The sequence below is a fragment of the Paenibacillus sp. LS1 genome, from assembly GCF_026013365.1.
GTDB lineage: Bacteria > Bacillota > Bacilli > Paenibacillales > Paenibacillaceae > Paenibacillus.
Genome location: NZ_JAPDOE010000012.1, coordinates 15,983 through 30,405 on the forward strand (window position 1 = coordinate 15,983; position 14,423 = coordinate 30,405).

Genomic DNA, 14,423 nt, shown 5'->3' on the forward strand with positions numbered 1-14,423 from the left:
AAGGGATCAATACGCCACAAAAGCGGATATTTCCATTCCAAATGAAAAACTGCACTTCGCACCAAGCGGGATTGGAGGAATCTCCCCGCTTGGTGCGGGACAGAGGAATCCTTCCGCTTGGTGCAGGCCGGAGGAGTCTTCTCGCTCGCGGTTGGAGCAGATATGCGGGCGAGCTCTAACGAATCTGAGGCATCTTATTCAAGCTTTTGAAGCTCGCTCAGAAATCTAAGGAACCTGAGCCACGTTATATCCGAATAAACAGCCATTTTCAGCGTTTTTTTCATGAGATTTGGAGACATAACGTGTCTGATGTTCCTTACAAATTAAAGTAAGGACCTGAAGGCCAAATAAGACGTCCTATGTTCCTTAGAAAATCGACTACCCAATAGTTTAATCGAAATACTAAACGCCGTATGGGGTTCTCCAGGACCAGGACCCATACGGCGTTTTTTTGTTTAATGATTTAGTTGTTGCTGTTTCTGATCCTGTTATACCAGTTACGTCTCCATTGGCAGATGAAGTGTGAACGTGGAACCCACCCCCATTTCGCTATGGACGGTAATTTTACCGTTGTGGTCCTGAACGATTTTCTGGCAGAGTGCAAGTCCGAGTCCTGTTCCTTCTTCTTTGGTCGTATAAAATGGATTAAAGATCGTGGATAGCGAATTTTCCGGAATTCCGCTTCCTGTATCTGTAATCGAGACGAGTACCACGTCCCCGTCCTGCAACAAATGCATATGAAGCTCGCCGGGGTCTTCCATCGCTTCAAAAGCGTTACGAATCAGATTGATCAATACCTGCACGATTTTATCCCGGTCCATGTTGACCACGATTGGCTCACTAGTCATTTCGAGCGTAATTCGATGCCCTCGAGATGCCGCATCTGACTCGGTCAAAGACATGACACGTTCAAGGCAGTGCCCCAACTGTTCCGGCTTCATGTGATTGGCATGTGGTTTGGAAAACTGTAAAAATTCGGCCGTCAGGTCGGTTACCCTCGTCACCTCTCCCATAATCACTTCATACCACGGGGCGATATTGTATGCTTGTCCGCGTGACAGCTGCAGAAATCCCCGAATTGCGGTGAGTGGATTCCGAATTTCGTGAGCCATACCCGCGGCCAGTTCCCCTACAGCTCGTAGCCTTTCCGAGCGGAAGACCTCCTCTTCATTTTTCAGCCATTTGCTGCGCTGCTGTTGAAGTAACCTGTCCTCGGCAACCGTCATAAAGTGCTGCAAGGTATCCGACATTTCCGGGTAGAGAGAGATGCTGTAGCTCACCTGTAGGCCTTGAAGCTGAACGGACAGTAGTGATGCTATTCGTTCTTCCACGTCCTGTATCTCAGGCAAAACGACCGCAAACCGATCTCCCGCATATCGGGATATGCCATACGCATCGGTGAACTGATTAGTTATCATTTCGCCTGTACCCGTGATCACGGAACACCAGGGATCTTCTGAATCTTTTTTAAATCCGCTAAAATTATTGACATTCAAAAGGACAAGCAGAAAAGAGCGACGCTCTTCCACCGTCTTATGCAGCACCTCCATATAACCTTCGTAATTCAACAATCCGGTAAGCGGATCATGGAGGGTCAGAAACCGATTTTTTTCCCGGAGCCGACGCTTCTCAACCTCACTGTTGCTCAAGGTATGATACAAAAAAATGATAACAACCGAGGTTAACAGGTCAAATAATGAAACCAGCAAAGCATATGTATCTACAGGCACATACGAAAGCCGAATCACCGTATATTGCAGCATGAGCAGCAGTGAGATCGGTAAAGTCTGTGCTACGCGTTGTTTATCCTGAATCACCGAAATGATGAGCATATAATACAGCATGTTGCACCAGTTCAGTTGACTGAAATAATGGAATAGTCCGAGAAAAATCCAATGAAACTTCCGCAGCACAGGATATCTTCTCTCCCCATAGATACTTGCTACCAATAAGGTCCCCGCCAACAACATGAATTCCGGATGAGGGGTAAGCTCTAGAACATAAGAGGACAGAATGACAAGCAGACAGCCTAGTGGGAATATCACCATTTTTATCGAATAACCTAGCAAATAGCCTCGCCCCCTTTGACATAAAAATCATATCTAACAACTTATGTACATGTATTATATCGAGTATGATTAGCTGATGTTGTCGATTAGTGGAGGCTTGTCAAATTCGCATAAATGTATAAATTATGAAGGCAATAGGACATATGCATGAATTGTAATAGGAAAAAGTGAAACAATTCCTCTACGCATCGATCATCATTGTGATACAATACATTAATGGATGAATTTAGGATAAAATCTTAGTTATGGAGGAAACTACATGACAACACAACGAAAACCACTTGGCCTCGGAACGCTCTCTCTACTCGTACTATTGATGGGCCTCGCCTTTAACTTCCAATGGGGCAAAACAAATTTTATGATCAGCCATTACCTGTTCAACTTAATAAACATACCTATCTATAGCAACGGAACTCAGGGACTTCACATTCCTTTTGTGGTAGCAGCCCTTTTCTGGATTCCGACCTTCTTGATCGCCAAAAAAAATCGTTCACATTTTGGCACAAGTGTATCTTATAACGTCGCCGGATTTATGCTGCTCTTATGTATTATTGGACCAGTTATCCCCGTTATCGATTGGATGGTCAATGGTTAAACAAATAAAGCCAGCTCTCTATATCCCGAGGGCTGGCTTCTTTGCTGCTTTTCCATATAAGATGAATGGAATTTTTACACCATAACGTAGAGTGTAGAACCAATCTGAAGAAGCGAGAGCGTTCGCCTAAAGCTTTCTAGAAGAAAGCTACATCGGAAGCATACGCTTATCACCGGATTTTCCCCTATTAATATAGGGAATCAAGAAAATCAGGGGATAAGGGCGATCGGAAGATGGTACTGCACTCGGAGTACAACGGTGTAACCTTTTCACGTTAATCTTATTTTTTCGCCATATACTTACGGATATCAAAAGCCACCGCAGCAACAATGATCAATCCTTTGATAATCAGCTGCCAGTATGGACTCACACCGATAAACGTCAGACCATAGTTAATGACCCCGAAGATCAGGACACCCGCCATAACGCCAGGCACCGTACCAATACCACCCGCTGTTGATACGCCACCTACCACACATGCGGCAATCGCATCCAGCTCATACATGTTACCGTAATTGTTGGTTGCTCCGCCTGTTCGTGCTGCCTCAAGCACACCACCCAGACCATACAATGCACCCGCAATGGCATACAGGGCAACCAGGTTGCGAGCCACATGAATCCCGGATACATGTGCTGCCTGAATGTTGCCACCGATGGCATACATGTTTTTGCCGAGCCGGGTTTTGTTAAAGATCACCCAGCAGATTAAAGCCACCGCAATAGCAATCAATACGATATAAGGAATGGAATACCCACCGCCCAGATCAATGTAGCCAGAGCCAATGACGGTGAAGTCGGGTCTCAAGCCTCCGATCGGCTGCGATTGGTTGGGTTCCGTATCAAAATAAATGGAGTTCAGTCCATACACGGCTACCATCGTACCCAGCGTTGCGATAAAAGGCGGTACATGCAATTTGGCGACAATGAGTCCATTCACCAATCCCACGAATAGACCTGCGGTAATCCCGACAAGGATCGGTAGACCCACCCACAACTGAGGCAAATCAGGGAAGAAGCGATTTGCATATTCATCAATTTGCAACATCGATGCCGATACGACAGCCGTCAGTCCAACCACCCGTCCAGCGGACAGATCGACCCCGCCCGTGACGAGGATAAAGGCTGCACCGAGCGCAATAATGGCCCGTGTGGAGGACTGCTGTAAGATGTCCCGCAGTGTGGAGAAGGCCAGAAAATTCGGATCGGCAATAGCAATCCCAATGATGAGCAGAATCAGTACGATAAAGATGGCGCGCTGTGTAACATATTGTTTCACTTGATTGATCATCTGTGTGTTCATCTGTTTTCCTCCTGACTAAGCCATCCGCTGCTGCGCGGCCAGCCTCATAATATCCTGCTCGGTTGCCTCGGCTCCGTCCACGATTCCGGTGAGACGCCCTTCGCTCATCACCATAATGCGATCCGACATGCCCAGCAGTTCTGGCATCTCAGAGCTAATCATAATAATGCTTTTGCCCTGACGAGCCAGTTCCGTAATAATGGTGTATATCTCGAATTTAGCCCCTACATCGATTCCACGTGTCGGTTCATCCAGCAGCAGTATCTCCGGGTCGGTCAGCAACCAGCGAGCCAGCAGAACTTTCTGCTGATTACCGCCAGACAGGTTTCGAATCAGCGTGTTAACTGAAGGGGTTTTGGTTCTGAACTTCTGCGTCTGTTCACGTGCCTCTTCACGGCCCTTTTTCTCGTCCAGTAAGCCTACGCGATTTCGGTAGCGCCCCAGACTGGCGATAATCGTATTCTCATACACCGACAACACCGGAAAAATCCCCGTGACCCTTCGTTCTTCCGTGAGCAACGCGATGTTATGACGCTTTGCTGCTGCGGGGGAGTTAATCTTCACCTTGCGCCCATGAATGGAGATGGTACCTGAAGCGAGTCCGCGCAGTCCGAACAAGGACTCCATCAGTTCTGTCCGCTGTGCTCCAACCAGGCCACCAATGCCGAGCACTTCACCTTTTCGCAGCTCAAAGGATACATCACGAAATGATTTGGACTGGTTCGATGTCAGGCCATCCGCTTTCAATATCACTTCACCGGGTACGTTCGTTCGTTCCGGGAAACGTTCGTCCAGATCACGACCAACCATGCGCGTAATAATCAGATCGGTCGTTAAATCCGCAGCATCCCAAGTCCCGACAACGAAGCCATCACGCATGATCGTCACTTCATCCGAGATCGTCAGGATCTCCTCCATCTTGTGGGAAATGTAGATTATGGACACGCCGCGACTGCGCAGTTCATTAATAATGGCGAAGAGCTGATCCACTTCCTTCCCCGTCAGGGAGGAAGTTGGCTCATCCATGACGATGACTTTGGATTGAAAAGAGACCGCCTTGGCAATTTCCATGGATTGAATCTTGGAGACAGACAGTGTTCCAGCTTGAGCCTTCGGATCAATATCCAGGTTCAAGTCCTTGAATAGCGCCAGTGTATCGGTATACATGCGTTTCTCGTCCACCAGAATTCCCCTCATCGGAAAACGACCCAGCCAGATATTCTCCATCACTGGACGATGCGGTACCGGATTCAGCTCCTGATGAATCATGGATATCCCATGCTGAAGTGCCGCTTTGGAATTCGGAATATCCACGTCCTTCCCTTCGATGCGTATGATTCCTTCATCCGGGCGATACATGCCGAACAGACATTTCATAAGCGTGGATTTCCCCGCTCCATTCTCTCCCATCAAAGCGTGAACCGTTCCCGGCTTCACCTTCAATGTGACCTGACTTAGTGCCTGCACACCCGGAAATGCTTTGGAAACTCCATTCATCTCCAGCAGGTAAGGTGACTGCATCTTGGTTCCTCCCTTCCATATGACCGGCAAAAAAGGGACGCTACCCGAATGACGGACGTCCCTGTCTCGTGCTGTTATTGGGCGTCGGCAATGTTGTCTTTTGTAATCTTTTTGTAGGCAATCCAGACGTATTTACCATCTGTAATATCGTATTTGGTATTTTCCTTCGTTGGTGTCTCACCTTTGGCAAGAACGGAAGCTAAGGCCACCGTAGCTGCACCCTGATTCTTGGCATCATTAAGCACCGTACCCAGCATCGTACCATCCTGTAGAGCCTGAATAGCCGGAGCTGTTGCATCCACACCTACCACCGGCATGGATTTGCCATCCTTGAAGTATCCGGCTGCTTTCAATGCCTCAATAGCTCCAAGCGCCATATCATCATTGTTCGCGAGCACGGCTTCAATCTTGTCACCATGGGAAGCAAGGAACGCCTGCATTTTCTCCTGCCCCTTCACGCGGTCCCACATTGCCGTGTCTTCCGCCAGTGCTTCCACTTCGATACCGGCATCCTGGATCGCCTGAACCGAATATTTGGTCCGAAGCTCTGCATCCTGGTGACCCGGTTCCCCTTTCAACATGACGTATTGCAGTTTGCCATCCCCGTTTTTGTCCGCTTCCGGATGTGCTTTCCAGTAATCTACAATCAACTGTCCAGAGATCGTACCCGACTCCTCCGCTTTCGCTCCTACGTAGTACACTTTATCCCACTTGTTCATGTCTTCCGCTACCGGCTCACGGTTGAGGAACACCACCGGAATGTTCGCCGCCTTGGCCTTGTCAATGATGACACCCGCCGCCGTGCGGTCTACCGGATTCACAGCCATTGCATTATATTTCTTGGATACAAACAGATCGACTTTCTCGTTCTGTGTCGGTTGTGCATTCTGGCTATCCACGATATCGAGGGTCGCAATGCCTTCCGCTGCTGCGGTCATCGCATTACGTACACCCGTCATGAACGTATCATCGAATTTGTAGATAGCGACACCAATCTTGGGCGTTTCCGTCCCAGCTGCTGTCTGGACTCCTGTATCCGTTCCCGTGCTTCCACCTGCACTGTCTCCACCACTGCTACAACCCGCCGCCACAACCATACATGCCGTAATTAACAGTGTCATCCACGTTTTCTTCATATCCTAATGACCTCCCCCAAGTTCATTCGGCTTTACCGATGTCTTTATTATGAAGGGTTTACATTAAATTCGAATACAATATCTTCACCTGTTTTATCGAAATCTTCCTCAAGTTAAGAAAATGGATTAATTTCATCATTCAGCATTCGTTTCGGCACTCATTCCAGCATTGGTTCATTGTACAAAAGGAAACAGCAGCTTCTGGTTATCCATCCAGAACATATTGTCGGTGCTAACCAGCTTCGTCTCAAGTAGGACTCTAGCCTGTACCTGTTGATTGTTCAGCCGCGCAACGGCTTGATTCAACCCCAGATAACCTGCACTATATCCATTCTGGACGATGAGATGATCGAAGACCCCTTCTTGCAATTGCTCCAGTTGCTGTTGTTCACTGCCGAATCCAACAATCCTTACCTTGTCCGCAGATTTGCGTCGATTCAGTTCATCGGCTGCTCCCAGTGAAGCCGGTTCCTGAAGAGTAATGAAGCCATCCACCTGCTGCTGATCCAGCAATTGCTTCGCAGTCTGCCAACATCCATCCCGGGTATTACATATCGATTTGGGTTCCACTTGAATGTTAGGATATTGGACCAAGGCTTCCATAACCCCCTGCTCTCTCTGAATCAAACCAGAATTAAGAGGGTCCGGACCCAACAAGGCAACACGCCCTTTCCCTTCCAGCAGCTCCGCCATGGCCTGCCCTGCCTGCCGTCCAGCCTCCACATTATCCATGGAGATCACGCTGGTGATGCCTTTCACGGGAAATTCATCATTAAGCACAATGACCGGAACGATGGTTCCATCGGAATTCATTGCCTGCGCCTCCTGAACAATGTCGCTAAGCGCCTTCTCGCTCAAAGGATCGACTAATAGAGCTGATGCGCCCTGCTTCAGAGCCAATGCCGCGGCTTCCACCTGAGCCTGCTCCCGCATACTGCGAGACAACGTTCCATGGCCCGCATTGGCCTGCTTGACCTGTAACTGACTACCCACGGAGTCCGCAATGGCAGGCGTGTACATATTACCATCGGAAGGGTATGCCTCCACGGTCATCAGTTCCGCCCCGTTCTCTTTGGCAGCCGCTTCGGCACCAAGCCGGATGGCTTCCGCAAGTTCCCCTGTTCCAGCTGGCGTAATCAGCGCGATACGTGGCGGTACTGCCGTAGCATCGGGACTCGATAGGCCACAGGCAGCGCATAGCAGCAGACAGCAGTTTGCGGCTGTCAGAGTTAACCATCGACGTTTCCGAATTCCAGGGAAGCTCGCACCAACCTTTTTCAAAAACGCACCGATGTTCAATCCTTCAACGCGATCGGCATCATTCCTATTAACTTGGTTGTCCGTCATCAGGCTCGCCCTCCTTCTGCTGCGATTGAATGGGGATCCGCATCCAGACCGTGGTGCCTTCCTCCAGCTCACTTGCAAATTCAAGGCCGTATGCCTCCCCGTAATAAAGCCGAATTCGATCATGTACGTTGCGTACCGCTACGCCTGATCCTGCACCGCTTTTGACAACCGGACTGCCACTTAATAACCCTGCCATCTGTTCTTCCGTCATACCGACCCCATTATCTGTAATACGAAATACCAACTTGTTGTCCTCGCGATAGACATCGATCTCAATACATCCCTCGTCCATGTGGTACTCGATGCCATGAACAATGGCGTTCTCAATCAGGGGTTGCAGCACCAGCTTCAATGTCAGACAATCCAGAAGCGCATCATCGGCCTTAATCGTAAAGTTGAATTTGCGCTTGAACCTCATCTGTTGAATCGTCAAATAATGCTGCGCATGCTCCAGCTCTTCCCTGATCGTGATAATCGTTTTGCCTTGACTGAGACTGATACGAAACAAGCGCGAAAGAGACGTGATCATCGTGATCACTTCCTCATTGCGGCTCATGCCTACCATGCGCACCACAGAGTTCAGCGTGTTATATAGAAAATGTGGATTAATCTGCGCCTGTAAAGCCTCCAGCTCCAGACGCCGTTTCTGTTCCTGCTCATGGATGATCTCATCCATCAGGGTTCGGATTTTATTGACCATCAGATTAAAGCGACGGGATAAACGTTCCACCTCCAGCGGCCCTTCAATAGGCAACTCCACGTTGAAATCCCCACGCTCCACGGCCTTCATCTTGCGTTCCATTCGCCGGATCGGACGAGTCAGACTGGAGGAAAGAAACAGCGATACGAGAATGACCAGTACCAGTACAATGACAAGTACACGAATGAGATATCCGTTCACTTCCTGTCGCGTGGTCATAATCTCATCCAAATAGGCAACACCGACAATTTTCCATCCAATGTTGGCAACGGACTTCACGGTATTCAGCCTTTTCTGTCCATCTGCTTCATCTTCGTAACTGCCGGAAGCTACCAAAGCCTGTTCGATATTCTCGCTTTTGAGTCCCATATACATCAATTGCTGCTGCGGATGGTACACGATATTGCCCGCACTCTCATCGATGATATACACGTATCCCCGTTGCCCCAGACTGACGCGACGGCTCAGTTCATCCATCTGTTTGAAATTGATATCGACCAGCAGGATAACCTGCCGATCCTGACCATTTTGCCGTATCGTTATGCCTTTGCTCATGGAAACGACCCATTTGTATGGGCCTGTGTACATGTTCTGAATATGAGGTAACGAGAAACTCAGGTGATCCGGCACACGAAGCGCAGACTGAAACCACCCTTGCTGTGTCACATGGGCACTCGGTTTTAATTCGGCTGTAGGTCGGTTCTTGAGCAATTGCCCTGTGGAATCGAGCAGAGTAATCGAGATGATGTCTTCACGACTACTAAGCAGTGTATCGAGCTGTTTGTCTACCTGTTCCCCTTCCCATGTCCCGTCACGCAGCATATGTTCCTCAATGGCACGGTACAGATGCGACATGCTGCGGACGTAATCCTCCAGGTTATAACTGACCTGATCCACAATCTGTCTCGTCGTCAGTTCCGCACTTCGCTCGGCAGCCTGCGTGAACTTGTCATGCAGGAGCATCGCCATGATGGTCAGCACCAGAACGATGAAGACAGAGAAGGACCACGTAATAATAAAGCGGATACTGCTGACTCTGGACGAACGCAGCCGGGAGCGTAATTGAAGTCCCATGGACTTCCCCCATCTGGACAAGAACTTCATCGGATTGAACCTTCATTTGCTGCCTGTGAAGCCTGTTTACGATATTCTTTGGGCGAGACGCCAATATGTTTTTTGAAACAAAAACTGAAATAATTCGGTTCGGCAAAGCCAACCTGCTCCGCAATCTGAAACGACTTCAGCTCGGTCGAGCGAAGCAGTTCACGCGCTGCCTCCATTCGGATCTGCATCAGGTACTGCAGGAAGGTAAGTTGTACTTCTTTTTTGAAAATGCCACAAAAATAACCGGAGCTGATATGCAAATGCCCGCACACCTTCTGAATGGACAGGTCCGGGTCGGCATAATGCTCTTTGGTGAACACTAATGCCTGCTCAACAATATCCTTGTATACATGCTGGCGACCGCTGGCAATGCGATGTTGTACGAGTAGACAGACCTCCCGTACCTTCTTCTGTGCCTCAGTAAGACCCGGCAGTCGGAATAAATCCGCATACAACTGGAACCCTGCACCAAAGATGTCTTCCATCGCTTCTCCCGAAGCCTGTGCTGCCTTCCACACTGTTGTTAACACTTCTATTAGATAGAGCTGAATATCACTTCGCCCGTGTTCCACTGTGATTTCCCGGAAAATGATCGCAAGTGTCTCCTCCAGCTCCGCCTGCGTACCCGCCTTCAGACAACGTGTCAACGTCTGCTGCTTCAGCTCATCAAAACGTAACTTGCCCGCCGTCTGCCGCTCCACATCTGCAATGTATATAATTGAATCCGTCCCGGGCACAAGCCGATAATCCAGTGCCAGCAGGGCATCTTCGTAGGCATGATTCACATCCGCAAGTGTATCCACAATCTGGCCAGATCCCACCGTCGCCGGAATACGCAAGTAGTGGTTGATGCTACGCATCACATTTTCCAATGCCTTCTGTTGCCGCTTCGCTCCATCTATACCGCTCCACCGATCCACATAGAGAAGGACAATCGTCTCCTGATGCATAAACGCATGACCAGCCCCATGCTCAGCCCATACTTCTGCCGCAATGTTAAGTGCAGCAAACCGTTTCAGTTCAGCATCTCCGTCCATGTGCAGTGTCAATACAGACACCCCATAGCGCTCCCCTGTCAGATCCAATCCGCATTGTTTGGCTTTACTATGAATATATGTTGAGGATTTCTGCCGATGGAGCAAGGTCGCCATCAGATCTGCCTGTAATAAAGGCAAGCTGGTGTGATAGTGCTCACGTAGCTGCTGTACATCTTCACGCTCAGCTACTTCAGCCGCCATCTGTGCACGCAGTCTTGTAAGCAATTCGGTAAGATGCCCTGCCGAGAACGGCTTCAGCAAATATTCATCTACACTTAATGAGACGGCTTGCCGGGCATAATCAAATTCATCATATCCCGTCAAAATGACCAGCTTCACGAGTGGATTGCGTTTCCTCAATCTTTGTGCGAGTTCCAGACCATTCATGAACGGCATGCTGATATCGGTCATCACAATATCCGGCTCTACCCGTTCCGCCATCTCCAATGCTTCCCGCCCATTCTCTGCCAAACCGACTATCTGCAGATCTAGCGCCTCCCAATCGACCTCTACAACCAGTCCTTCGCGCACATCTTCTTCATCATCCACCAGCAGTACCCGGTACACGATCGGATTCCTCCCTTTTATGACGGGCCTTATGCCCGAGCAATTAATATATATGTGAATCAATTTCATAATACCTTCAGCTGCTTCAATCAAGGCTAGATATAGATCAAAACGGTTCATTTTGTCTAAATCTAGTTACAAAAATCCATTTTTAGTGAGTTATGAAATTGATTTATGTAGCATTGTGCATCATTTGGTTTCTATTGCTCACGGGGATTTATGCAAAAATACAAAGTACTCCTGTTGATACGTTCCGGGGATGCCATCATAATATACAATATTATACGAGATATGTAATCGCTTTCTTCATTAGAGGTGAGGCAACCCTGACGGGCAGTCTCTCCTATATAACATGTTAAGGATAGTATATGAATGCTAAGGGTAGGTTAAAGTAATACAAACACGGAAAATTTCGAAGTACTTCTAATAAGAGGAGTTTTAATTCTAACTATAATTTTGGTCCTTCATTCTAGTTTCAACGATGATTCATACTCAGTGCTTTAACATAAATCATTGTCGTATCCGGATTGGAATGTCCCATCATTTCCGCCAAACGGTGCAGCGGTGTATGCTCTGCCATGGCGTAGCCAAACCGATGGCGCAGGTCGTGTGAACTCAGTCCTTCCAGCCCTGCTGCAATCATTACCTTTTTAATCAGGTGGCGCAGCGCTCTCTCCGTTAAACGATCATTGGTCTTCTCTGAAGGAAAAAGGTAAGAACTATCGGTAGCCAGACCGGCTAAATACTGATTCAATATGACAACACACTGCATATTCAAAGGGATCTTTCGCTGCCCGTTGCGCTTGTCGGCTCTTACTGTCAAGTGACCACTTCGTCTACCAAGCTCGATATCTTGAGGCGTGAGGCTGCATACCTCCATCGTCCGCAAGCCCGTGTGAAACATAAGGGTCAAAATGGTCTGATCACGAAGGGAGTTGCCGTACTCCACTGCCGTGATGAACGCTTGTTCTTCTTCGGATGTCATTCGGCGCGGGTTGACTTTGTCTTCCGGAATAAATTTCAATGCTTTGGAAGGATCATGACTGAGCCTGGATTCCAAGACAGCCCATTTGAAAAAACGCTTCAGCGTAATCAATCTCCGGTTAATGGTAGCCGGCTTCAATAACATAACTTTGTGTGCATCTTCACGATAATTAACTAAGGTGGGTGTATCCATATCTTCAATTCGCAGTGTGAATTCTTCGACGAGCATGGTGCTTTCCTTGTACCATTCGATAAAGTGCTTCAGATCACTTGCATATTCCTTCACGGTTTTGGGATGCAAATCTCCCTCATTGGCAAGCATATGTAGGAATTCCTCTATCGTCGGTTCCCGCTGCACCGAAATCCCTGATGACTGATTCATTAGAAAATACCTCCAAATCTTGACTTATATTAGCGGACATGGTATTATAATATTAATCGATACATTAGCGGACATCAAGTCTGTGGTTTAAATGCACCAGGTGAGTGTCAATTTTAATTTATACTCGTCATAATGATCGGCTAAAAACTTATTTTTTGGAGGAATCACATGCAAACAGGTACAGTTAAATGGTTCAACGCGGATAAAGGATTCGGCTTTATCGAAACTGAAGAAGGAACAGACGTATTCGTTCATTTCAGTGCAATTCAAGGTGAAGGTTACAAATCTTTGGACGAAGGTCAACGCGTTCAATTTGAAGTAACTCAAGGCAACCGTGGACCACAAGCTGAGAACGTTACTAAACTTTAATTATATGAAAGCTGCCTTATTAATAAGGCAGCTTTTTATTTACACATATGTTGCACAGTAAAGAAAAGATTTCACATCCCAAGAATGAAAGCGAGGTATTCCCCATGGATAAAGAACAATTGATTACAGAAGTTGCTAAGGCTGGCGGTTTCTCCAAGAAGAATGCTGAAAAAGCTGTAACTGTTGTACTGGACTCAATTCTCGAAGCTCTCAAAGAAGGTAAAGAAGTCCAACTGGTTGGATTCGGGAAATTTGAAGTACAGAAACGTGAGGCAAGAACGGGAAGAAGCCGGAAAACAGGTAAAGAAATTCAACTACCTGCAGGTAAAGTTCCTGTATTTACAGCAGGTTTAAGCATGAAAGAAGCTTTAAATTAAACAACGCAACAACCCATTGAAAAGAGGTTTTTATTCAAACACACAATGATAATATGGATTTAAATGTCGTGTTTACTACCGTTGATGATATCATTAACTTTTATTCAGGCAAACAGACGAACACGGATCATGCAGAAAATCACACTCATTTGAAGCCCCCATCAACAAAGTCTGATTGTACCCTACGACCACCCACCCGCTAACCTAACATTTCATCTTGGACAACAAGAGGCCCTGATCCGCTCAAAACGGTCCAGGGCCTGATTTGCTTGGAATAAACACTATCCTACTTGCTGTTTAGAAGTTCGCGCAATGTCTGTAAATCATATGTAGAGACAAGACGAGCAAGATGAGTATCCAGCCATTCCTCATTCTGATCCCACCACTTCAATTCCAGCAGCAGCACAATCGTTTCTTCATCAAAGCGCTTCTTAATAGTCTTGGCTGGATTACCACCAACAATCGTATAGGGTTCGATGTCCTTCACAACGGTTGAATTGGAGGCAACAATCACACCGTCTCCGATCTTGACACCAGGCATGATCGTCACATGTTGCCCGAGCCATACATCGTTCCCCAGTACCGTATCCCCCTTATATGGAAGCTGCTCCAGTGTAGGTGTCACGCGCTCCCATCCTCCACCGAAAATGTTGAACGGGTACGTCGTCACGCCCTCCATCCGATGATTCGCGCCATTCATAATGAATGTCACACCTTCCGCAATTGCACAGAAATTACCGATCACCAGGCGATCACCAATAAAGTCATAATGATGCTGTATCCGGTCATAGAACTGCTCTGGCGGATTTGTGTTATCGCTATAATACGTATAATCACCGATGTCCACGTTGGAACGCGGCGGCAGGTTTTGAATGTAACATACCGTACGAATATTCTCGTTCGGGAAAAGTTTTGTTTTATCAGGGGCCATATGA

12 protein-coding genes are annotated in these 14,423 nt (G+C 47.6%); 3 read left to right on the forward strand and 9 right to left on the reverse strand.

Translation table 11 applies throughout. The features are described from left to right. Positions 1 to 497: 497 nt before the first annotated feature. Positions 498 to 2,069, reverse strand: coding sequence for an ATP-binding protein (locus OM416_RS26680; RefSeq protein ID WP_264934534.1), 1,572 nt, complete (start codon positions 2,067 to 2,069; stop codon positions 498 to 500). 259 nt (positions 2,070 to 2,328) lie between these two features. Here OM416_RS26680 and OM416_RS26685 point away from each other — a divergent pair, with 259 nt between their 5' ends. Then, positions 2,329 to 2,664: a hypothetical protein gene (locus OM416_RS26685; protein WP_264934536.1), complete on the forward strand. Its 336-nt coding sequence runs from the start codon at positions 2,329 to 2,331 to the stop codon at positions 2,662 to 2,664. 280 nt (positions 2,665 to 2,944) lie between these two features. Here OM416_RS26685 and mglC read toward each other — a convergent pair whose 3' ends face one another. The 7 genes from mglC to OM416_RS26720 all read right to left on the reverse strand — a co-directional run bounded on the left by mglC (position 2,945) and on the right by OM416_RS26720 (position 12,742). Beyond that, on the reverse strand, positions 2,945 to 3,964 hold the full coding sequence (gene mglC / locus OM416_RS26690; RefSeq protein ID WP_036606383.1) for a galactose/methyl galactoside ABC transporter permease MglC: 1,020 nt from the start codon (positions 3,962 to 3,964) through the stop codon (positions 2,945 to 2,947). A gap of 15 nt (positions 3,965 to 3,979) precedes the next feature. Continuing rightward, a complete protein-coding gene (locus OM416_RS26695) occupies positions 3,980 to 5,485 on the reverse strand; it encodes a sugar ABC transporter ATP-binding protein (RefSeq protein ID WP_264934539.1) in 1,506 nt (501 codons plus the stop codon). A 74-nt stretch (positions 5,486 to 5,559) separates the two neighbouring features. Beyond that, the gene (locus OM416_RS26700) at positions 5,560 to 6,621 is read right to left on the reverse strand and encodes a galactose ABC transporter substrate-binding protein (protein ID WP_264934541.1); all 1,062 of its coding nucleotides are present in this window, start codon (positions 6,619 to 6,621) and stop codon (positions 5,560 to 5,562) included. 174 nt (positions 6,622 to 6,795) lie between these two features. Further along, the gene (locus OM416_RS26705) at positions 6,796 to 7,968 is read right to left on the reverse strand and encodes a substrate-binding domain-containing protein (RefSeq protein ID WP_264934543.1); all 1,173 of its coding nucleotides are present in this window, start codon (positions 7,966 to 7,968) and stop codon (positions 6,796 to 6,798) included. After that, positions 7,949 to 9,742, reverse strand: coding sequence for a sensor histidine kinase (locus OM416_RS26710; protein WP_264934545.1), 1,794 nt, complete (start codon positions 9,740 to 9,742; stop codon positions 7,949 to 7,951). The genes OM416_RS26705 and OM416_RS26710 overlap by 20 nt, the downstream gene beginning before the upstream one ends. A 26-nt stretch (positions 9,743 to 9,768) precedes the next feature. Continuing rightward, complete coding sequence (locus OM416_RS26715) at positions 9,769 to 11,376, reverse strand: response regulator (RefSeq protein WP_264934548.1); 1,608 nt, start codon at positions 11,374 to 11,376, stop codon at positions 9,769 to 9,771. Positions 11,377 to 11,851: 475 nt separating this feature from the next. After that, the gene (locus OM416_RS26720; protein ID WP_264934550.1) at positions 11,852 to 12,742 is read right to left on the reverse strand and encodes a tyrosine-type recombinase/integrase; all 891 of its coding nucleotides are present in this window, start codon (positions 12,740 to 12,742) and stop codon (positions 11,852 to 11,854) included. Positions 12,743 to 12,910: 168 nt separating this feature from the next. Between OM416_RS26720 and OM416_RS26725 the strand changes: the two genes are divergently transcribed. Next, complete coding sequence (locus OM416_RS26725; protein WP_017690333.1) at positions 12,911 to 13,111, forward strand: cold-shock protein; 201 nt, start codon at positions 12,911 to 12,913, stop codon at positions 13,109 to 13,111. A 104-nt stretch (positions 13,112 to 13,215) separates the two neighbouring features. Further along, a complete protein-coding gene (locus tag OM416_RS26730; RefSeq protein WP_036606368.1) occupies positions 13,216 to 13,488 on the forward strand; it encodes an HU family DNA-binding protein in 273 nt (90 codons plus the stop codon). Positions 13,489 to 13,774: 286 nt separating this feature from the next. Here OM416_RS26730 and OM416_RS26735 read toward each other — a convergent pair whose 3' ends face one another. Continuing rightward, complete coding sequence (locus OM416_RS26735) at positions 13,775 to 14,419, reverse strand: CatB-related O-acetyltransferase (RefSeq protein ID WP_264934556.1); 645 nt, start codon at positions 14,417 to 14,419, stop codon at positions 13,775 to 13,777. Positions 14,420 to 14,423 lie beyond the last annotated feature (4 nt).

Bases quoted from the DNA above. Each gene is read 5' to 3' on its own strand.
- OM416_RS26685 (WP_264934536.1), top strand. From the start codon at position 2,329: ATGACAACACAACGAAAACCACTTGGCCTCGGAACGCTCTCTCTACTC.
- mglC (WP_036606383.1), bottom strand. From the start codon at position 3,964: ATGAACACACAGATGATCAATCAAGTGAAACAATATGTTACACAGCGC.
- OM416_RS26695 (WP_264934539.1), bottom strand. From the start codon at position 5,485: ATGCAGTCACCTTACCTGCTGGAGATGAATGGAGTTTCCAAAGCATTT.
- OM416_RS26700 (WP_264934541.1), bottom strand. From the start codon at position 6,621: ATGAAGAAAACGTGGATGACACTGTTAATTACGGCATGTATGGTTGTG.
- OM416_RS26705 (WP_264934543.1), bottom strand. From the start codon at position 7,968: ATGACGGACAACCAAGTTAATAGGAATGATGCCGATCGCGTTGAAGGA.
- OM416_RS26710 (WP_264934545.1), bottom strand. From the start codon at position 9,742: ATGGGACTTCAATTACGCTCCCGGCTGCGTTCGTCCAGAGTCAGCAGT.
- OM416_RS26720 (WP_264934550.1), bottom strand. From the start codon at position 12,742: ATGAATCAGTCATCAGGGATTTCGGTGCAGCGGGAACCGACGATAGAG.
- OM416_RS26725 (WP_017690333.1), top strand. From the start codon at position 12,911: ATGCAAACAGGTACAGTTAAATGGTTCAACGCGGATAAAGGATTCGGC.
- OM416_RS26730 (WP_036606368.1), top strand. From the start codon at position 13,216: ATGGATAAAGAACAATTGATTACAGAAGTTGCTAAGGCTGGCGGTTTC.
- OM416_RS26735 (WP_264934556.1), bottom strand. From the start codon at position 14,419: ATGGCCCCTGATAAAACAAAACTTTTCCCGAACGAGAATATTCGTACG.